Origin of the sequence: Corynebacterium kalidii (assembly GCF_022869005.1) — a bacterium.
Taxonomy (GTDB): domain Bacteria; phylum Actinomycetota; class Actinomycetes; order Mycobacteriales; family Mycobacteriaceae; genus Corynebacterium; species Corynebacterium kalidii.
Genome location: NZ_JALIEA010000011.1, coordinates 310,480 through 329,968, shown reverse-complemented (window position 1 = coordinate 329,968; position 19,489 = coordinate 310,480). Strand labels below are relative to the sequence as shown.

At 70.8% G+C, this 19,489-nt stretch carries 18 protein-coding genes; 9 read left to right on the top strand and 9 right to left on the bottom strand.

From position 1 onward, the window contains the following. Positions 1-426 precede the first annotated feature (426 nt). From manB to MUN33_RS04665, 3 genes are all read right to left on the bottom strand, one after another. Positions 427-1,500: a mannose-1-phosphate guanylyltransferase gene (manB, locus tag MUN33_RS04675; RefSeq protein WP_244803955.1), complete on the bottom strand. Its 1,074-nt coding sequence runs from the start codon at positions 1,498-1,500 to the stop codon at positions 427-429. Between the two features lie 81 nt (positions 1,501-1,581). Continuing rightward, a complete protein-coding gene (locus MUN33_RS04670) occupies positions 1,582-2,472 on the bottom strand; it encodes a glycosyltransferase family 2 protein (RefSeq protein ID WP_369414921.1) in 891 nt (296 codons plus the stop codon). A 5-nt stretch (positions 2,473-2,477) separates the two neighbouring features. Further along, positions 2,478-3,350 carry an SDR family oxidoreductase gene (locus MUN33_RS04665; protein WP_244803729.1) on the bottom strand — a complete coding sequence of 291 codons (873 nt, stop codon included), beginning with the start codon at positions 3,348-3,350 and terminating at the stop codon, positions 2,478-2,480. A gap of 231 nt (positions 3,351-3,581) precedes the next feature. Here MUN33_RS04665 and MUN33_RS04660 point away from each other — a divergent pair, with 231 nt between their 5' ends. After that, positions 3,582-5,588, top strand: coding sequence for an LCP family protein (locus tag MUN33_RS04660; protein WP_244803728.1), 2,007 nt, complete (start codon positions 3,582-3,584; stop codon positions 5,586-5,588). A 27-nt stretch (positions 5,589-5,615) separates the two neighbouring features. Here MUN33_RS04660 and MUN33_RS04655 read toward each other — a convergent pair whose 3' ends face one another. Beyond that, positions 5,616-7,376, bottom strand: coding sequence for a bifunctional ADP-dependent NAD(P)H-hydrate dehydratase/NAD(P)H-hydrate epimerase (locus tag MUN33_RS04655; protein ID WP_244803727.1), 1,761 nt, complete (start codon positions 7,374-7,376; stop codon positions 5,616-5,618). Positions 7,377-7,425: 49 nt separating this feature from the next. Here MUN33_RS04655 and MUN33_RS04650 point away from each other — a divergent pair, with 49 nt between their 5' ends. Continuing rightward, positions 7,426-8,019 carry a VanZ family protein gene (locus MUN33_RS04650; protein ID WP_244803726.1) on the top strand — a complete coding sequence of 198 codons (594 nt, stop codon included), beginning with the start codon at positions 7,426-7,428 and terminating at the stop codon, positions 8,017-8,019. A 19-nt stretch (positions 8,020-8,038) separates the two neighbouring features. Beyond that, positions 8,039-8,743 carry a TIGR03089 family protein gene (locus MUN33_RS04645; protein ID WP_244803725.1) on the top strand — a complete coding sequence of 235 codons (705 nt, stop codon included), beginning with the start codon at positions 8,039-8,041 and terminating at the stop codon, positions 8,741-8,743. Here the strand turns inward: MUN33_RS04645 and MUN33_RS04640 are convergent. The 5 genes from MUN33_RS04640 to MUN33_RS04620 all read right to left on the bottom strand — a co-directional run bounded on the left by MUN33_RS04640 (position 8,730) and on the right by MUN33_RS04620 (position 13,218). Continuing rightward, positions 8,730-9,221: a hypothetical protein gene (locus tag MUN33_RS04640; RefSeq protein WP_244803724.1), complete on the bottom strand. Its 492-nt coding sequence runs from the start codon at positions 9,219-9,221 to the stop codon at positions 8,730-8,732. The two genes, MUN33_RS04645 and MUN33_RS04640, sit on opposite strands and share 14 nt — an antisense overlap. Positions 9,222-9,231: 10 nt before the next feature. Beyond that, positions 9,232-9,975 carry a DUF2705 family protein gene (locus tag MUN33_RS04635; protein ID WP_244803723.1) on the bottom strand — a complete coding sequence of 248 codons (744 nt, stop codon included), beginning with the start codon at positions 9,973-9,975 and terminating at the stop codon, positions 9,232-9,234. 5 nt (positions 9,976-9,980) lie between these two features. Beyond that, complete coding sequence (locus MUN33_RS04630; protein WP_244803722.1) at positions 9,981-10,913, bottom strand: ABC transporter ATP-binding protein; 933 nt, start codon at positions 10,911-10,913, stop codon at positions 9,981-9,983. A 116-nt stretch (positions 10,914-11,029) separates the two neighbouring features. After that, entirely contained in the window at positions 11,030-11,863 is an 834-nt protein-coding gene (locus MUN33_RS04625) for a response regulator (RefSeq protein WP_244803721.1), read from the bottom strand. 29 nt (positions 11,864-11,892) lie between these two features. Then, positions 11,893-13,218, bottom strand: a complete 1,326-nt coding sequence (locus tag MUN33_RS04620; protein ID WP_244803954.1) for a histidine kinase — start codon at positions 13,216-13,218, stop codon at positions 11,893-11,895. Between the two features lie 65 nt (positions 13,219-13,283). On the opposite strand from MUN33_RS04620, the gene MUN33_RS04615 reads away from it, so the two are divergent. The 6 genes from MUN33_RS04615 to MUN33_RS04590 all read left to right on the top strand — a co-directional run bounded on the left by MUN33_RS04615 (position 13,284) and on the right by MUN33_RS04590 (position 19,477). After that, positions 13,284-14,339 (top strand): ABC transporter ATP-binding protein, encoded by a 1,056-nt coding sequence (locus tag MUN33_RS04615; RefSeq protein ID WP_244803720.1) that lies wholly within the window; start codon positions 13,284-13,286, stop codon positions 14,337-14,339. 160 nt (positions 14,340-14,499) lie between these two features. After that, positions 14,500-15,765, top strand: a complete 1,266-nt coding sequence (locus MUN33_RS04610; protein WP_244803719.1) for an ABC transporter substrate-binding protein — start codon at positions 14,500-14,502, stop codon at positions 15,763-15,765. Positions 15,766-15,905: 140 nt separating this feature from the next. Further along, on the top strand, positions 15,906-16,982 hold the full coding sequence (locus MUN33_RS04605; protein ID WP_244803953.1) for a carbohydrate ABC transporter permease: 1,077 nt from the start codon (positions 15,906-15,908) through the stop codon (positions 16,980-16,982). Beyond that, positions 16,982-17,800, top strand: a complete 819-nt coding sequence (locus tag MUN33_RS04600) for a carbohydrate ABC transporter permease (protein ID WP_244803952.1) — start codon at positions 16,982-16,984, stop codon at positions 17,798-17,800. Before MUN33_RS04605 ends, MUN33_RS04600 begins: the two co-directional genes overlap by 1 nt. Further along, positions 17,797-18,012, top strand: a complete 216-nt coding sequence (locus MUN33_RS04595; RefSeq protein WP_244803718.1) for a hypothetical protein — start codon at positions 17,797-17,799, stop codon at positions 18,010-18,012. Before MUN33_RS04600 ends, MUN33_RS04595 begins: the two co-directional genes overlap by 4 nt. A gap of 28 nt (positions 18,013-18,040) precedes the next feature. After that, a complete protein-coding gene (locus tag MUN33_RS04590) occupies positions 18,041-19,477 on the top strand; it encodes a DUF5129 domain-containing protein (protein WP_244803717.1) in 1,437 nt (478 codons plus the stop codon). Positions 19,478-19,489 lie beyond the last annotated feature (12 nt).

Genomic DNA, 19,489 nt, shown 5'->3' with positions numbered 1-19,489 from the left:
CCGGGAGTTCGCCGGACACACCGGTGCCGTCCGCCCGGCCGGACCGGGTTTCGTCACCGTCCACGGCTGCGGACCCCTCCGAGAAGGGACCACGAAAGGCGTCCGCCGGGTTGTCCACCGTTGTCTCCTCACCGAAATCCGCGACGCCGGTCTTTCACCGGCCTGTGTTCACACGGAAGATTACACACGGGCAATTCCATAGCGTCAACCTTCCGACCAGGCAGATTAACCACATCAGTCACACCAGTCACACGGGTTACGTCATTTCGGGCCGCGTACGTATTCACAGCGTCCTGACAGGCACGATATGGGCAGGTATTTCCCCGGGGAGACCACTACATGTAGAAGATGAAGGGCCGCATCGGGGGTCGGAGGCACAAGATATCGAAATATTTTGATCCACGGTGGCCCCGCCCCGTCCGGGGGTCAGACGTCGCTGGAGAAACGCAGGCCTCCGTCGGGGAGCGTCACGCCCGGCCACACCCGGGCACCGCCCTGCAGCTCACAGCGGGCACCGACCACGGCGCCCTCCCCCACCACGGTGTCGCGCAGGTGGGCGCGGGCACCGATGCGGGCGCCGGCGGCGACGACACAGCGCTCCACCGTCGCCCCGGCCTCGATCTCCACACCGTCGAAGACCACCGAGGTGTCCACCCGGGCACCGGCACCGATCTCGGCGCCGCGGCCGATCACCGTGCCCCCGAGCAGCAGCGCCCCACCGGCGATGGCGGCCGACTCGTCGACCAACGCCTCACCGTTGCGTCCCGCCAACAGCGGCGACGGGGCGATGCCGCGCACCAGGTCGGAGGAGCCGCGGACAAAGTCGTCCGGGGTCCCCAGGTCGCGCCAGTAGGCCTGGTCCACGTGGCCGTACAGCCGGCGCCCCTTCTCCAGGAGGTCGGGGAACACGTCGCGTTCCACCGACACGACCCGGTTCTCCGGGATCGACGCGATGATGTCCCGCTGGAAGACGTAGCACCCGGCGTTGATCTGGTCGGTGGGCGGATCCTCGGCCTTCTCCAGGAACGCCTGCACCCGTCCGTCCTCCGCGGTGGGCACGCAGCCGAAGGCGCGCGGATCCGCCACGCGCAGCAGGTGGAGGCTGACGTCGGCGTCGTTGTCGACGTGGGTCCGCAGCACGGCGCCGAGATCCGTCCCGCCGAGGATGTCGCCGTTGAAGACCATCGCCCGGTCGTGCCGCAGGTACGGCAGGACGTTACGGATACCGCCGCCGGTGCCGAGGGGGGAGTGCTCGACGACGTACTCGATCTCCAGGCCGAGCTCTGACCCGTCGCCGAAGTGCTCCTCGAAGACCTCCGCCTTGAACGAGGTACCCAGGACCACGTGCGTCATGCCGGCGTCCCGGATCCGCCCCAGCAGATGCTGGAGGAACGGGTACCCCGCCACCGGGAGCATGGGCTTGGGGATGGAGTTGGTCAGGGGGCGCAGACGCGTGCCCTTACCGCCGACGAGGATCACGGCGTCGGTGTCGGCGGCCAGACCGTTGTGCGTGTCAGGGGTCGAGGGTGAGGAATTTTCTCGTTCGTCTCTGTTCACCCTTGGGAGGTTATCCGACCGAACTCAGTCCGACGGTGAACGGCGCGCCCGCTGCGCCAGTGCGACCGCCACGGCCCCCCTGAGTTTCAACCCCGCCCACAGGGCGAGCCGCACCGGGGCCTGCCACCAGGCCGACAGCCGGTCCGCCTGGAAACGGTAGGCGCTGTCGTGGTGGGCCGGCAGCGTGATCTCCGGGTGCTTCCCCGCGGAATGCCCCTTGGCGTGGGTGATCTCCGCCGTCGGGGTGAACACGTTCTCCCACCCGGCGCGTGCCAGCCGGTCGCCCAGGTCCACGTCCTCCATGTACATGAAGTAGCGCTCGTCGAATCCCCCGACCGCGTCGAACGCCTCCCAGCGCAGCAGCTGGCAGGACCCGGACAGCCACCCGGACGTCCGCTCCCTGTCCATCACCGCGTCGGCCAGGTAGCGGCGGGTGAACGGGTTGTTCTTCCACACCGGTGCCAGCAGCGCGTGGCCGATGCCCGCCCCCAGGGTCGGCACCGACCGGGCCGAGGGGTACACCGACCCGTCGACCTCACGGATCAGCGGGCCCACCGCACCGGCCCGCGGGTGGCGGCGTGCGGCCTCCACCATCCGGTCGACGGCACCGGGGTCGAAGACGACGTCCGGGTTCGAGATCACCAGGAACTCACCGTCGATCTCCCCGGCCTCCCGCCGGGCGCGCAGCGACTCCACCCCGGCGTTCATCCCGGCGCCGTAGCCGATGTTCCCGCCGGTGCGGAGCAGCTCGACCCCGTCACGTCGGGCGGCGGCCTCCGGGGCCCCGTCGGTGGAGCCGTTGTCGGCCATGACCACCACGGCCCCCTGGTCGGTGGCGGCGGGGACCGAGTCAAGGAAACGGGTGAGGTACTCCCCCGGCGAGTAGGTGACGGTGATGACGGCGATCGGTTTCACGGGAGTCACCCTAGCCGAAAACGGGACCCGAGTCCCCGTCGCACGCTGTCCCGCCAGTCCGGTGGTGTCTGTCCCGACCGGGCTGTCCAGGGGCCCAGGTCCAGGACGGACCACGGCGGGCGGGCCGCCGGTGTGGGCCAGTCGCGCGTGGTGCACGGGCTCACCCGTGCCGGGTCGTGCCCGGTGCAGCGGAACACCTCCCGGGCCAGGCCGTACCAGGAGACCGGCTCGCCGGAGTTGGTGATGTTGAGGATCCCGGACGGGCCGTCGAGACGTGCCAACGTCCACAGCTCCCCGGCGAGGTCGGGGGCGTAGGTGGGCCGTCCCACCTGGTCGTCGACGACGCGGGGGTCGACGCCGTTCTCCGCCAGCGTGGCCATCACCGAGACGAAGTCCCGTCCCGGGGCGTCCGGGCCCGACCAGACCCAGGACGTACGGACCACCGTCCCGCCGGCGTCGAGGACACCGTGGTCACCCTCGCTCTTGGTGCGGCCGTACTCGTTGGCCGGATTCACGGGGTCGTCGGCGCCCCAGCCGCGGGACCCGTCGGGGGCTGGTCCGGAGAAGACGTAGTCCGTGGAGACGTGGATGAAGCGCACCCCCGCCGCGGCGGCCACGCGTGCCAGTTCGGCGGGGGCGACGGCGTTGACGGCCTCCACGGTGCGCCGGTTCTGCGGGTCCTCCGCCCCGTCGACGTCCGTCCACGCGGCTGTGTTGACCATCACGTCGGGACGCCGGTCCCCGGTCAACAGGGCCGAGGCCGTCGCCCGGAACTCCGCCGTCCCGGCCGTCGCCAGGTCGAGGTCGTCCCGGGTGAGCCCGTCGGCCCCGCGGTCGACGAGACACCGGCCCACCTGGCCGTGCGCACCGGTCACCATTACCGTCACTGTGGACACCTCCCTGTCTGCCGGACGCCGGCACCGGGTGCGGCGACGTCCGGAACGAGCACGACGATCGGCGCCAACACTACGCGCCGGCGCCCGCCTGCCGCGGCCCGTGGCCTGCCCGCGGCCGGCCGGTGTCGGTCGGGGATCACCGAAACCGTCCCCGTAACTAGTAGAGTCCCCTGGTGACACCGACATCCCCCGAACACCGCCGAAAGGTCTGGAATGAGCGATTCTGACAGGTCTCCGCGCAACGGACGTGGAGAGACCCCTGGTCACGGCGGCCGGCACCACCGCCGCGACGAGGTGCCTCCGCGCCCGGAACGGCCGCGGCAGACCCCGCAGAGGTCGCAGAGGCAGGAACGTCCGGAACGGGCGGAGCGGCCTGACCGTGCCGAGCGTGCCGAGCGTGCGCAGCCGTCGCAACGTCCCCGGCACAGCCGCGCCGCCGGTGGCGCCGGTGCCGCCGGTGCCACCGCGGGCGGACGACGTCGCGCCCCGCAGCGGAGCTCGCGGACGGTCCACGGGTCCGTGGCCACCGCCCCCGGACACCGCCAGCTGGGCCCCACCCCGGTCAAGGTGGTCCTGGCGTTGCTGTCGGCGATCATGCTCGCCGGCGGCACGTACGCCTACTCCTCGGTGGGACGGCTCGGCTCCGACATCAGCCAGGCCGGCGGCCTCAACCTGGGCAACCAGTCCGACGGCGCGACCGACATCCTCCTGGTGGGCGTCGATTCCCGCACGGACGCCAAGGGCAAGGAGCTCAGCCAGGAGGAGATCGACATGCTCCGCGCCGGCGAGGAGGAGGCGACCAACACCGACACGATCATCCTGATCCGTGTCCCCGACGACGGTTCCTCGGCGACCGCGGTGTCCCTGCCCCGCGACACCTACGTCCACAACGACGACCTCGGCAACACGAAACTGAACGGGGTGTACGGCGCCACGAAGGCGCTGACCCAGGACGAACTGACCCAGGCCGCGATGAACGACGGCGAGGAGCCGGACAAGGACAAGATCGACCGCGAGTCGACGGCCGCCGGACGCGAGGCGCTGATCGGCACGGTCGCCGACGTCACCGGTATCGAGGTCGACCACTACGCCGAGGTCGGCCTGCTGGGGTTCGTCCTGCTCACCGACGCCGTCGGCGGTGTCGACGTCTGCCTCAACAACCCGGTCGACGAGCCGCTCTCCGGGGCGAAGTTCCCCGCCGGGCGGCAGACCCTCAGCGGCGCCGACGCCCTGAGCTTCGTGCGTCAGCGCCACGACCTGCCCCGTGGCGACCTGGACCGCATCACCCGCCAGCAGGTCTACATGGCCAGCCTGACCAACAGGATCCTGAGCACCTCCACCCTGAGCAACCCGAACAAGCTCAACGACCTCAGCAGCGCCGTGGAGCGGTCCGTGACCCTGGACGACGGCTGGGACGTGATGGGCCTCGCCACCCAGATGCAGGGGCTGACCGGTGGGAACGTGACCTTCCAGACCATCCCGGTGACCAGTATCGACGGCACCGGTGATCTCGGCGAGTCCGTGGTGACCATCGACAAGAACCAGGTCCACCGCTTCTTCGAGGACCTGCTCGGCGACAGCGCACCGGACAAGGGCGGGGACTCCGGCGACGGCAAGGGCAGCGAGGACGGCAGCGGCTCCGGTGGCGCCATCGAGGACTACGACCCCGCCGGGTCCACGGTGTCGGTCTACAACGCCAGTGAGGTCGGGGGGCTGGCCTCCCGCGTCGGCGACCTGATCTCCGGTGCCGGCTACGCCATGGGCGAGGTCGGCAACGCGACGGAGACCGGCATCTCCGAGAGCCAGGTCAACGTCGCCGACAAGGACGACCCGGCGGCACGCGGCCTGGCGGAGCAGCTCGGCGGGCTCGAGGTGGTCGAGGACTCCGGCCTGGAGCCCGGGGAGATCCGCGTCACCCTGTCCGGTACCTACGACGGTCCGGGGACCTCGGCGTCCGGCGTCGACGAACCGCTGCCCGCCGTCGGCGAGTCCGGCTCGGGTAGCTCGGGCGGGTCGGCGGATCCCGGGAACGTCGGCACCCCGGGTGTCGACGCCACCGGCGGTGACGTCCTCGGCCAGAACGACGGGGGCGGCGCCGGGGCCGACACCGGGTCCGGCGACAACGTCGGCGCGGTGGGCACCCCGGAGGAGTCCGACTCCTCCGCCTCGAACCGCGGCGCCATCGACGCCGGCGGCGACGGCCCGATGTGCGTCAACTGACCGGCCGCCCCTGACGGCCGTTCCCCGTCAGTAGGCCCGGCGGGTGTGGGCCGGGCCCGCCGACGCCCGGGCCCTCGGGACCGCCTCGGCGATCCGTGACGCCGACGTCGGGGCCTCCCCCTCCGGTGTCCGCGCCGCGATCGACGCGGCCACGGCATGCAGTGCGACCGCGTCGTCGGTGGGCCGCCGCGCGGTAAACCCCTCGCCGTGCCGCGCCGCACCCTCCGCCAGCAGGGCCCCGACCATCCCGGCGAGCACATCACCGGACCCCGGTGTGGCGGCCCAGGAGGTCCCGGCGTCCGTGCAGTCCACCGTGGCCCCGTCGGTCACCACGGTGTGGCGTCCCTTGAGCAGCACCACGCACCCCAGGGCCCGGGCCAACGTCACCGCCGCACCGATCCGGTCGTCGTCCGGGTCGGGGACGTCCCCGACGGCGGCCGCCAGGCGCCGGAACTCACCGGCATGCGGCGTCAGCACCGTCGCGGCCGCTGCACCACCCGGCGCCCCACGTGCGACGAGCAGGTCCCGGAGGTCCCGCCGTTCCGCGAGCAGGGTGACCGCGTCCGCGTCGACCACCAGTGGTTCCGGACGACGCAGCAGCGTGCCCAGTTCCGCCGCGGCCCCGTCGTCGGTACCGCGGCCGGGCCCCACGACCCATGCCTGCACCCGGCCGCACTCCTCCACCGACGGCGCCCACACGACCTCCGGGCACGCCCGGACGACGTCCCCCGCCGCTTCGCCGACGTACCGCACCATAGCGCTGGTGGCCCGTACCGCCGCCGTGGTCGTGAGCACGCCCGCCCCGGGGTAGGTCGCCGACCCGGCACACACCCCCAGCACGCCCCCGGAGTATTTGTCGTCGTAGGGCCCCGGCGCCCGTACCCGGGACGGCCGGGACATCGGGACACCGGCCAGGGAGGTCCCGGAGAAGTCGTACTCCCCTGCCGGGGCCACCGCCCGGCGGGTCCGGACCACGGTACCGCCGGTGCCGGCGAGCCCGGCGAGGTCAGTGAGCCCCGTGAGTTCGGCGAGCCGGGCGCCGATCGTCTGTGAGGCGTCGCCGCCCAACCCCGGGTCCGCCAGCACCACCTGGCCGCAGTAGGCGTTGACCGCGTGCGCCCGTCGCAAACCACCGAAGGTCACCGTCACATCCGCGATCACATGTGCCGGGACCCGGTCGCGCATCAGCGCCGTCGTCCCCGGACGTCCCGCCCCCCGGTTCCGCGGCTCCGGCGAATCGACGATGTCGGTCATCGGCGGGGTCGCGCCCGAGTCCGCCCCGATCCCCGAGGGGACGTCCACGCTGAGCACCGGGACCGACCATGCGCTGACAGCGGCGAAGAGCACGGCGGCACCGCCACCCAGGCCACCGCCGCCACCGATACCGAGGACCCCGTCGACGACGAGCCGCCAACGGGGCGGCGTCCGCCGCACCTCGTCCAGCTCGACGACCACACCACCGGCCTCGCGGTAGGCCGACAGGGCCGGCTCGTGCACCCGTCCCCCACGGCCCAGCAACACGGCCTCCACCGGCCACCCCTGCCCGGCCAGCACGGCACCGGCGTAGAGGGCGTCCCCGCCGTTGCCACCGGCGCCCACCGCGAGCAGCACCCGGTCCTGCGCCGGTGCGGGCACGTCCCGACGCAGCATCACCCCAGCGGCCTCCGCCACCGCCGACGCCGCCGAACGCATCAACTGGTCCGGTTCCGTCTGCGCGTCGAGCAGCGGTTGTTCCGCCCGGCGGACCTGGTCGACCGTGTACACCCGGCCACGGAGGTGCTCTTCCATCCCGCTGACATTCATACCGCCACGTTACGGGCGGCTAAGGTGTCTGCGCATGGACAACCCGGACACCCCTGCCAACCCCACCGACACCGTCGCGCCAGCCCGACACCCGCGGTGGCGGGCATGGGTCACCGTGACCCTGGTCGGTTATGCCGCGGTCGTTGTCGCGCTGACCACGCTGAAGGCGTTCTACACCATCGGCCTGCTGTGGAAACCGGAGAACCAACGCGTGCGGGACCTGCGTCCGGTTCCCTTCGGGATCATCTCCGACTCCTCCACCACCTTCGGCTGGGTGTTCGACATCCTCGGGAACCTGGCGTTCTTCGTCCCGCTGGGGATGCTGCTGATGATCCTGTCCGGACGGTGGCGGTGGACCGTCGGCGTCGCCGCCGTCTTCAGCCTGGGCATCGAGGTCACCCAGTACGTGTTCTCCCTGGGGCGCACCGACGTGACCGACCTGATCTGCAACACCGTCGGGGCAGCCGTCGGCGCCTGGATCGCCTGCTGGTTCTCCGGCAACCCCACCCGTTCACGGCAGTGGCAGACACTGCTCACCATGGTGGTCGGGCTGGCGGTTCTGGTGTTCGTGGTGCTCGTGATCCTGGGCCCGGCGCTCGGCGACCCGGACAAGGTCGTGGGGAACTGAACAGGTTAGTCTGGTCGCCATGGATCTCCTGTCCCCGATTCTCCGGACCGACGCCGCCTCTCCCCGTCTGACGACCTACACCGACGCCGGACGGATGGAACTGTCCGCCGCCACGCTGGCGAACTGGGCCGCCAAGGGCGGCAACCTCATGGTCGGCCACCTGGGCCTGGGCCCGGGCGACGTCGTCGCCGTCGACGCCCCCACCGACTGGATGCCGGCGGCACTGGTGGTGGGGTGCTGGCGCGCGGGCGTGGCGGTCTGTTCCACCTCCTCCCCCGCCGCGGGGTCCGCCGCCGCACTGCTGACCACCGACCCCGACGCCCACCCCGACTGGGACACCGAGGTCCTCCAGCTGTCCACCGACCCCTTCGGCCGGGGCGTCGCCGAAGCCGGCGGGGAGGTGGAGTTCGGCGTCACCGACCTGTCGCCGGAACTCCGGGTCCAGGGCGACCGTTACGCCGGCCCGAAGACCGGAGAGGACGCCGTCCTGCTGCACACCGCCGACGGCGGGCAGGTGACGGGCGCCGACCTGCGGCAGCGGGCGGCCGGACTGTTCTCCCCCGGGACCCGGTCGGTGACCGGACCGTGGGACGACACCGACGGTCTCGTCACCACGCTGCTGCCGTTGTTCGTCGACGGGTCCGTGGTCGTGTCCACCGACGACGACCCGTCCCGTCTGGAGCACCTCGCCGCGACCGAGCTCGGCACCGTCACCCCGCGGTAGCGGACTCCGCGGTGATGACCAGGGTGACCAGGTCGCGGGCCTGGTCCAGCGCCTCGTCACGGTCCCCGGTGAAGAACCCCTGGACCATGTAGGGCGCCATGTACTCGCCGTTGTCGACGGCGAAGTGCAGGGTGAGGTTCAGCTGGTCGCCCTCCCCGGCCCCGTCGCCGTCCTCCGGTTCGGGGGTCTCCACGATCGTGTACACCAGCAGGTCCCCGAACGGGGTCTCCCCCGCGTCCACGTCGACCAGCTCCGCCTGCGCCTCCTGCAACGCCGGCTGGATCCCCCTGATCACGTCGTCCCGGTCGACCGGCATCATCTGGCCGTCGAGCGGGGCCAGGGTGACGGCGGCGAAACTCGCCGCCGTGCGGTACCCGAAGGCCACGGTGCCCGGGGCGTCCTCCGGGACGGTGTCGAGCTCCTGCCAGTGGGCGGGCAGTGTCAGCGTGCGTCCGGAGTCCCCGATAGCGATGTCCATGGCCCTCAGGCTACCGGACGTCGGCGCGCTGGTTGCGCCACAGGCCGAGCGCCGTCATGACCACCACCCAGGCGACCAGGATCAGGTAGCACCCGGCGGTGCTGATACCCAGGTCGAGCTGGTCCATGCCGTAGACGAGCTGAGTCTGACGCTGCCCCGGGGCCACCGCCACCACGGGCCGCAGCCACTCGAAGCGGCCCGCCGCCATGACGAGCATCCCCTCGATGACCATCAGCCACACGATCGGCAGCGCCACCGCACCGACCTGGCTGCGGATCACGCACGCCAGCCCCACCGTCAGGGCGGCGAAGACGACGGCGGCGACCAGGTTCGCGACGAACTGGTGGGACTCGGCGCCGAGGTCGAGCTCCCCGCCGAAGACCACCGCCGAGAGGACGGCCAGGCCTGTCCCCAGGAGGTACGCGACGAAGATGAACACCGCGGTCACCATCACCTTCGCCAGCACCCACAGGGACCTGGCGCGTTGGCTGAGGAACGCCTGGGCGTGCATGTGGTTGCGGATGTCGCCGGCGGTGGTCGCCGCGGCGAAGACCACCGCGACCACCTGGAAGATCATGGCCCCGGTGGACAGGACCCCCCAGTCGACGGCGCGGTCGTCCGCCCCGGCGAACCACATGTAGAGCGTCACCGGTCCGAAGAGGGACCCGGTCAGCAGGATCAGGTAGACCAGGGTCGAACGCATGCTCAGGACCTTCGTGGTCTCCGAGCGGAGGCTGTTGATCAGTGCGGTCATGTCTCTCAGTTCCCTCCGGTCCGGTATTCCTGTGCCTCGGACGTCGCCGCCAGGAAGCGGGACTCGAGGTTGTCGTGCTCCACGCCCAGTGCGGTCACCGGCGTGCGGGTGGTCAACGCCAGCTCCGCCACGGCACGACGCACCGCTGCCTCGTCCGCCCCGTCGGGGATGGAGACGGTGAGGTGCGTGCCGTCGCCCGCCGCGACCTCGAACCCGGCCCCGTGCAGGGACTCGGTGAGGGTCTTGGCACCACGGGTGTCCACGGTCTCGACCTGGACGCGGCTGCCGCCCGCCAGGAACTCCTCCATGGAGTACTCGCCGATCATGCGGCCCTTGCCGATGACCACCAGCCGGTCCGCGGTGAGCTGCATCTCGGAGAGCAGGTGCGACGACACCAGCACCGAACGGCCCTCGGCCGCCAACGCCCGGATCGTCCGACGCATCCAGCTCACACCCTCCGGGTCCAGGCCGTTGACCGGCTCATCCAGGATCAGGTGCGCCGGGTCACCCAGCAGCGCACCGGCCAACCCGAGCCGCTGCTTCATGCCCAACGAGTATCCGCCGACACGCTTGTCGCCGACCGCCCCCAGCCCGACGAGGTCGAGGCAGGCCTCCACCCGGGAGTCCGGGATGCCCGCGCCACGGGCCAGCACCTTCAGGTGTGAACGGCCACTACGACCCGGGGTGAACCAGGTCGCCTCCAGCAGGGCCCCGGCCACCGCGGTCTTGTCCGCGACCGAGGCGAACTCCTGCCCGTCGAACAGTGCGCGCCCGGCCGTCGGGCGGTCCAGGCCCAGGGCACACCGCATGGTGGTGGACTTCCCGGACCCGTTGGGCCCCAGGAACCCCGTCACCGCCGCGTCCGGGACAGAGAACGACAGGTCCTTGACGGCGTCATGCCGCCCGTACCTCTTCGACAAACCTTCTACCGTGATCATGCCCCCAGTGTGCATCACGGCACCCACCGCACACATCGTGCCGTGGGACGATCCCGCAGCGCAGTAGCGCCGCCACCCGACCCCGTGGTGTCATACCGCGGTATGACACCGTGGGGTCACTCGTCGAGCACCCGTACCGGGTCGACCAGACCGTTGCTGAACGCGAAGAGCACCGCGTGGACCCGGTCCCGTGAATCCGTCTTCGCCAGGATCCGTCCGACATGCGTCTTCACGGTCGGCAGGGAGACGAACAGCCGCCGGGCGATCTCCGGGTTGGAGTAGCCGCGCGCGACGAGGACGAGGATCTCCAGTTCCCGCGGGGTCAGCGGGTCCGGGAGATCCAGCGCCTCGGCGGCCGCAGCGGCATCGACCCCCGCCTCGACCCCTGCCTCGACACCCACGTCGCCCCCTGCGTCGGTGCCGGCACCGGTGGCCGTCGAGGGGTGCCGCTGCGGCCGCGGGGCGTCCCCGCCCGCGTCCGGCCCGGCACCGCCGCGGACCTGACGCAGCAGACGGGCCGTCGCCTTCGGCGAGATCACCGCCTCCGCCTCGCCCACCGTCCGCACCGCGTCGATGAGTTCCTCCGGGTCGGCGTCCTTGAGCAGGAAGCCGCTCGCCCCGGCGGTGATCGACCCCATCACGTACTCGTCGTTGTCGAAGGTGGTCAGCACCACCACCCTGGTCGGTTCCCCCGCCGGCCCGGTGAGCCCCGCCTCCACGATCTTCCTCGTGGCCGCGATGCCGTCGAGTTCGGGCATCTGCACGTCCATGAGGATCATGTCGACGGGTTGCCCGGTGGCGAACCGCACCGCTTCGGCACCGTCCGCCGCCTGCCAGACCACGGTGATGTCCGGCTGCGAGTCCAGCACCATGCCGAACCCGGCGCGCACCAGTGGCTGGTCGTCGGCCAGCCCGACGGTGATCGCCCGTGTCGGGGATGTCTCGTCCATGCTCTCCCTGTGCTCCCTGTCGTTGATGCTCATACGCCGAGGCGGACGTCGACGCGCCAACCGCCCACGAAGGTCTCGGACGCACCCCATTCTGCCGTGCCACCGTGGATCCGGGCACGTTCACGCAGCCCGACCAGCCCCTGCCCCCGGCCGTCGTCCGAGTCCGCGGAGTCGATGAACCCGTCACCGGGGGCGTTGTCCACGGTGATGTGCAGGCTGCCGGGCACGTTCCAGTCCAGCACCACCCGGGCGCGGGTGCGGCCGGCGTGCTTGAGGACGTTGGTCAGGCACTCCTGGACGGTGCGGTACACGGTCAGACCGACCGCGACATCCACCTGGACAGGGTTTCCGAGGACGTCGTAGTCGACGGACAGGCCGGAGCGTCGGGCGTCCTCCACCAGGGCCGGCACGCCCGACACCCCGGGTGGTGCGCTGGTGTCGCGGGACCCGTCCGCCGTGTCACCGGGACTGCCGGGACTGCCGGGACTGCCGGGGGTGGGGTCGCTGCGCAGGACGCTGAGCAGCTGCCGCATCTGGGTCAGTGCGTCACGTCCGGTCGCGCTGATGGTGTCGAGTGCCTCGATGGCCTTGGCCGGGTCCTGGCGTCCGGCGTAGCGGCCGCCGTCGGCCTGGGCGATCACCGCGGTCAGGGAGTGGGCGACGATGTCGTGCATCTCGCGGGCGATGCGCGTCCGCTCGGCGACGGCGGCGAGCTCCACCCGGGCGGCGAGCGACTCCATCCGCTCGTACTGGTGCCGGGTGGTCAACCCGAGCTGCCAGAACAGCCCGATCGACACCAGGGCGAAGACACCCAGGGCGCCCACCATCGTGGCGATCTGGGCGCCCGGCACCGTGTACGCCCGGCCGTCGGCGTCGATGAAAGTCATCACCGACCAGGACGGGTACGCCGTCCACGACACGAGGCCGAGGTAGAGCAGGGCGCCGACGGACCCGCCGGTCAGGACGGCCAACCAAACACCCCGACGCCGACGGATGAACGCGGAGATGAACCATGCCTCGTAGCAGACCACGAGGTAGGCGAGGATGTAGACGCCGGACACGGTGCCTGCGGCCACGACCAGCCCGACGGTGACGGCGACCAGCCCGGTCTCGGCCCGCCACCGTTGGACCAGCAGGCCGACGTACACCAGCACGTAGCCGGCGGCGAGCAGCCACCCGGTGACCGGCGGCGCGTCGGAGAAGCTCGTCGCCAGCTCCATCGGGCCGAAGAACAGGAAGGCGGCGGACTGGATCACCAGCTGCAGCCAGAGCCCACGGTCGCGCCAGAAAGGACCGGGTTGTGCCTGGGGCGCCCGCCCCTGGGGTGCTTCGACCGTTACCGCCGGTTGTTCCATCACGGTCACAGATCCTACGTCAGTGGCCGCCTGCGGAGGATCGGCCTACGGTATGATTCCCCACCATGGCAGACGTCGAATTCTCGCATGTGGACATCCGGTACCCGGGCGCGCCCGCCCCCACCGTCCCGGACCTCAACCTCGGCATCGGCGACGGCGAGTTCCTCGTCCTCGTCGGGCCGTCCGGCTGTGGCAAGTCGACGATCCTGCGGTCCCTGGCGGGCCTGGAGCCCACCAGTGCCGGGCGGATCACCATCGGGGGACGCGATGTCACCGGCGTCGAGCCCGGCGACCGCGACATCGCCATGGTCTTCCAGGACTACGCCCTGTACCCGCACATGTCGGTGCGGGAGAACATGGGGTTCGCCCTGTCGATCGCCAAGCGGCCGAAGGCCGAGATCGCCGAGCGGGTGAACCGCGCCGCCGACCTGCTCGACCTCGGCGACTTCCTCGACCGCAAGCCCAAGGACCTCTCCGGCGGCCAGCGGCAGCGGGTGGCCATGGGCCGGGCGATCGTCCGCGAGCCGCAGGTCTTCCTCATGGACGAGCCCCTGTCGAACCTCGACGCCAAGCTACGGGTGCAGACCCGCGCCCAGATCGTGAAACTGCAGCACGACCTCGGGGTGACCACCGTGTACGTCACCCACGACCAGGTGGAGGCGATGACCATGGGTGACCGCGTCGCGGTCCTGCGGGACGGCCGCCTCCAGCAGGTCGACACCCCGCAGGCGCTCTACAACGAGCCGGTCAACGCCTTCGTCGCCGGTTTCATCGGCTCCCCGGCGATGAACCTGCTCGAACTCCCTGCCGGGGTCGACGTCCTCGACGGGCTCGGCGTCCCCCGTCCGGCGGGCGTCGAGGGGGCACTGCTGGTGGGCGTGCGCCCGGAGCACCTGGTGGCCACGCCCGCCGGCACGGGACTGCAGGGCACCGTCTCCCTGGTCGAGGAGCTCGGCGCGGACTCGAACGTCTACGCCGACACCGCGGTCGGGCAGGTGACCGCGAAGTCCGCGGCGGCGGCACAGGATCTCCCGGACCTCGGGGGGAGCGTCTCGTTCACCCTCACCGACACCGCCCGGGTGCATTTCTTCGACGCGGTGTCCGGTCAGCGGGTGAACTGACACCCCCGTCCTCCCCCGGAACCGGGGTGCGGATACTACACTCGACGGAAGAACCCACGGGGCGGCGATAAGTCGCGTGTCCGGTGGGGGTGACGTTTCCCAGATGAGTTCCGTCGGCAGTGTTCCTGCGGAGCCGTACCTACGTAGAAAGGTTCCGGCCATGGCCAACCTCTCAAAGAAGATCCTGGCCGGTGTCTCGGCCGTCGGACTCAGTGCAGCACTGGTGTCCTGTTCCTCCGACGACGGGGGCAACGGTGACGGCGGCGCCGGCGGTACCGACGGACGGGGGCCCATCACCTTCGCCATGGGCAAGAACGACACCGACAAGCTCCGGCCGGTCATCGACCGCTGGAACGAGGAGAACCCGGACGAGCAGGTCACCCTCCAGGAACTCGCCGGTGAGGCCGACGCCCAGCGCGACACGCTCGTCCAGTCGCTCCAGGCCGGCTCCTCCGACATCGACGTCATGGCGATGGACGTGGTGTGGACCGCCCAGTTCGCCGCGAACGGGTGGATCGCCCCGCTGCAGGACGACCTGGAGGTCGACACCGACGGCCTGCTGGACGCCACCGTGGAGTCCGCGACCTACAACGACACCCTCTACGGCCTGCCGCAGAACACCAACGCCCAGCTGCTCTACCGCAACACCGACATGGTGCCGGAGGCCCCCGAGACGTGGGAGGACGTCGTGACCTCCTGCGAGGAGGTCACCGCCGACAACAACGACTGCCTCATCACCCAGCTCAAGCAGTACGAGGGCCTGACGATCAACACCGGGAACTTCATGGACGGCTGGGGCGGCGGCATCCTCGACGAGGACGGGGAGACCACCGTGACCTCGGCGGAGTCCCGTGAAGGCCTCCAGGCGCTGGTCGACGCCTACGAGGACGGCACCATCGCCTCGTCCTCCACCGGCGCCTCCGAGGAGGAGACCAACCTGAGCTTCACCCAGGGGCAGAACGCCATGGCGGTCAACTGGCCGTACATGTACGGCGAGGCCGAGGCCGAGGGCTCCGCCGTCGCCGGCAAGGTCGAGGTCCAGCCGCTCGTCGGCAAGGACGGTGTCGGCGTCTCCACGCTGGGCGGCTACAACAACGCCATCAACATCAACTCCGAGCACAAGGCCACGGCCCTGGACTTCATGCAGTTCATCGTGAACGAGGAGAACCAGCGGTCCTTCGCCGAGGAGTCCTTCCCGCCGGTGCTGGCGTCCATCTACGACGACCAGGCCCTGGTCGACGAGTTCCCCTACCTCCCCGCGCTGAAGGAGTCCCTGGAGAACGCGAAGCCGCGTGCCGCGTCCCCGAACTACGACGAGCTCTCCAAGGCCGTCCGGGACAACGCCTACGCCGCCATCACCGGTGGCAAGAGCGTCGAGGACGCGACCAACGACATGGAGTCCGCGATCGCGAACGTGAGTAGCTGACACCCCCGAGACCCCACCGACAGTCACGCCCGGCTGCCGTCGCCATACCGACGGTATACCGGGCGTCCTGCGTTACCGATAAGGTTCACCCTGTGACTTCGACGACTTCCGTGAATTCCGTGACTTCCACGACTTCCGCGATCCCCAAGAAGAAGCGTGATCTCCGCGCCCTGTGGTTCGTCGGCCCCAGCCTGGCCCTGCTCGCTCTGGTCATCGGGTACCCGATCCTGCGCGCGGTCTACCTCTCGTTCCAGGCCGACCGGCACCTGGATCCGGACACCGGCATGTTCGTCGACGGCGGGTTCGCCGGCCTCGACCACTACCTGTACTGGCTGACCCAACGCTGCCTGTCCCCCACCGGCGAAGCGTCGACCTGCGCCCCGGGCAACCTGGCGACCGACTTCTGGCCCGCCCTGTGGATCACCCTCTTCTTCGTGGTCGTCACCGTCGCCCTGGAGACCGTCCTGGGGCTGTGGATGGCGGTCACCATGTCGAAGACCTTCTGGGGACGCAGCCTGCTGCGCGCCGCCGTGCTCATCCCGTGGGCCATCCCCACCGCGGTGACGGCGAAGCTCTGGCAGTTCATCTTCGCCCCCGACGGCATCGTCAACTCCCTGTTCGGCCTCGACATCGCCTGGACGACGGACCCGTGGGCCGCGCGCTTCGCGGTGATCATCGCCGACGTGTGGAAGACCGCGCCGTTCATGGCGCTGCTCATCCTCGCCGGCCTGCAGATGGTGCCGGGCGGGGTCTACGAGGCCGCCCGGGTCGACGGGGCGTCCCGGTGGCAGCAGTTCACCCGGATCACCCTGCCGCTGATCAAGCCCGCGCTGATGGTCGCCGTGCTGTTCCGCACGCTCGACGCGCTGCGGATGTACGACCTGCCGGTCATCATGATCAGCGAGTCGACGAACTCGCCGACCGCGGTGATCAGCCAGCTGGTGATCGCCGACACCAAGTCCGGGAACTTCAACTCCGCCTCGGCGGCGTCGACCCTGATCTTCCTGCTGATCTTCGCCATCGCCTTCGTGATGGTGAAGTTCCTCGGCGCCGACGTCGCCGGCACACGGAACCTGCCACCGTCGACGCGCCGCCGCCGGTTCCTGCGCCGCGGGACGGCCACGGCCGACCCCGGCGGTCACGATGGTCACGATGGTCCCGGCGACGGCCCGTCCACCCCGCAGTCCCCTGAACACACCCCGGAGGCCACCCGATGATGAAGGTCGTCCGCAACTACCTGCCCGTGCTCCTGATCCTGGTCTGGGCACTCGCGCCGTTCTACTGGATGGTCGTCACCGCGTTCCGCGACAAGGACCACACCTTCTCCACCAACCCGGTGCCCAGCCACCTGACCCTCGAGAACTTCCGGGACGCGCTCGCCACCGACGCCGGGAACAACTTCCTGCGCGCCATCGGCAACAGCCTCATCATCGGTGTGGCGACCACCGTGATCGCCCTGGTCGTCGGCGTGTTCACCGCCTACGCCCTGGCGCGGGTGGACTTCCGCGGGAAGGGGTTCGTCACCGGGATCATCCTCGCCGCCTCGATGTTCCCCGGCATCGCGCTGGTGACCCCGTTGTTCCAGCTGTTCAGCAACATCGGCTGGATCGGTTCCTACCAGGCGCTGATCATCCCGAACATCTCCTTCGTCCTGCCGCTCACGGTCTACACCCTGACCTCGTTCTTCCGGGAACTGCCGTGGAAGCTGGAGGAGGCCGCCCGCGTCGACGGGGCCTCCCGGGGGCTGGCCTTCCGCAAGGTCATCCTGCCGCTGGCCGCCCCCGCCCTGTTCACCACCGCGATCCTGGCGTTCATCGCCACCTGGAACGAGTTCATGCTGGCCAAGCAGCTGTCCACCACCTCCACCGAGCCCGTGACCGTGGCGATCGCCCGGTTCACCGGGGCCAGCGCCTTCCAGTTCCCCTACGCGGCGACGATGGCCGCCGGTGCGCTGGTCACCGTCCCGCTGGTGGTCATGGTGCTGGTGTTCCAGCGTCGGATCGTGTCCGGGCTGACCGCCGGCGGCGTGAAGTGACCGGTGACGGCCCGGACCACTCCGAGTACAGGCGCCGACGCACCGTCCTGGAGGCGCTCCTCGGGTTCCTGGCCTTCTTCACCGTCCTGGCGCTGGTCCAGGCGGTGTGGAACGTACTGCAGGACGACCCGGACGTGTGGCCGTCGCTGCTGCTGGCGGTGCTCCTGCTCGCCACGTGGGCGGTGTGGCGTCGCTGGCGCCGCTACGACTGACACCGCACCCCGGTAGCCTGGGGCCACCATGACACCACTGTTCCGCACCGCCACCGTCCTCGTCGCTGTCCTCGTCGCCGGCCTCGTCAGCCTCGCCGGCCCCCTGGCTGCCGCCACCACACCGGCTGCCGCAGCCGCGCCGGAGAACGGCCCCACCGTGACCGTCACCGACCCCGACGACGTCCTCTCCCCCTCCAGCGAGGACACCCTCGCCACGGAGACACCCCGGATCGGGCTTCCGGACCAGGTCCGGGACGTCACCTACATCGTCCTGGACTCCTCGGAGGACGGGCTGGGCACCGACGAACAGTTCAACGACGGGATCCTCGACTGGGTCGGTGACCACGAGGAACGCCTCGTCCCCGACGGCACCGGGGAGGGCGCCACCTGGGCCCCGGGGAGCCTCATCATCGCCGTGGGCATCTCGTCTCGGGGATATGGGGTGTACTGCGGTGACGACGTCTGCAGCGCCCTCGACCTCTTCGAGGGCGGCCACCTCGACCGGACGCTCGCCGACATGCGGCCCGCCCTGCAGCGCGGCAACTGGACCGTGGCGATGCTCGACGGCGCCCGCACCGCGGCCGACCCGTCCCTCGTCGTCGAGGAATCCGGCCCCTCCGGCACCCAGATCCTCGCCGGGGCCGGTGTGCTCGCCGTCGTGGGCGGCGGCGGGGCGTGGTGGGCGGTCGCCGCCCACCGCAGGAAGAAGGCCGCCACCGCCCGCGGACAGTTCGACGAGATCAGCGACCGTTACACCGACGTCGCGCTCCGGATGGACCAGATCGACGTGCGGGCGAACTCGCTGACCTCACCCGTCGCCGACGACGAGCTGCGTCGGCAGTGGCGGGAATGCCGTGACGCCTTCCTCGCCGTCGACACCGGGCTCTCCGCGACGGGCCTGTCGCAGGAGTCCGACGACAAGGCCTTCCGCTCGCATGCCGCCACCCTCGCCGACGCCCACCGGGCGATGACCAGGATGGTGCGCGCGGAGGGCACCATCGACCGGATCTTCGCCATGGAGCACGGCGACACCGGTGTGCGCCGCCGCGAACTCTCCGCACTCTCCGACGACGTCACCGCCGCCCGTGCCGGCACCACCTCGCCCGGCCTGCAGGAGATGCTGTCCGGCGTCTCCGCGCAGGTCGAGGCACTGTCGGCCGACCTCGACGCCCCGGACTTCATGGACCGGTACGCCGCCATCGTCCGCTCCTACGGGCAGGTGCTGTCCCTGGTGCGGGAGCAGGAGATGGACGGCCTGTCGACGGACGACGGGGACCGGCATGCTCCCCGGATCTACGACGCGGACTACCGGGTGGGTGCCGGGCACGGGAACTGGATCCCCTTCGCGCTCCTCAGTTCCTGGCACACGGCGGATGTCGAGGCCGCCCAGAGCGCCACGTCCTCCGGAACGAACGTGTCCTTCAGCAGCGGCTTCTCCGGCGGCGGCGGGTCGGCGCGGTTCTGACCCCCTGCGCCG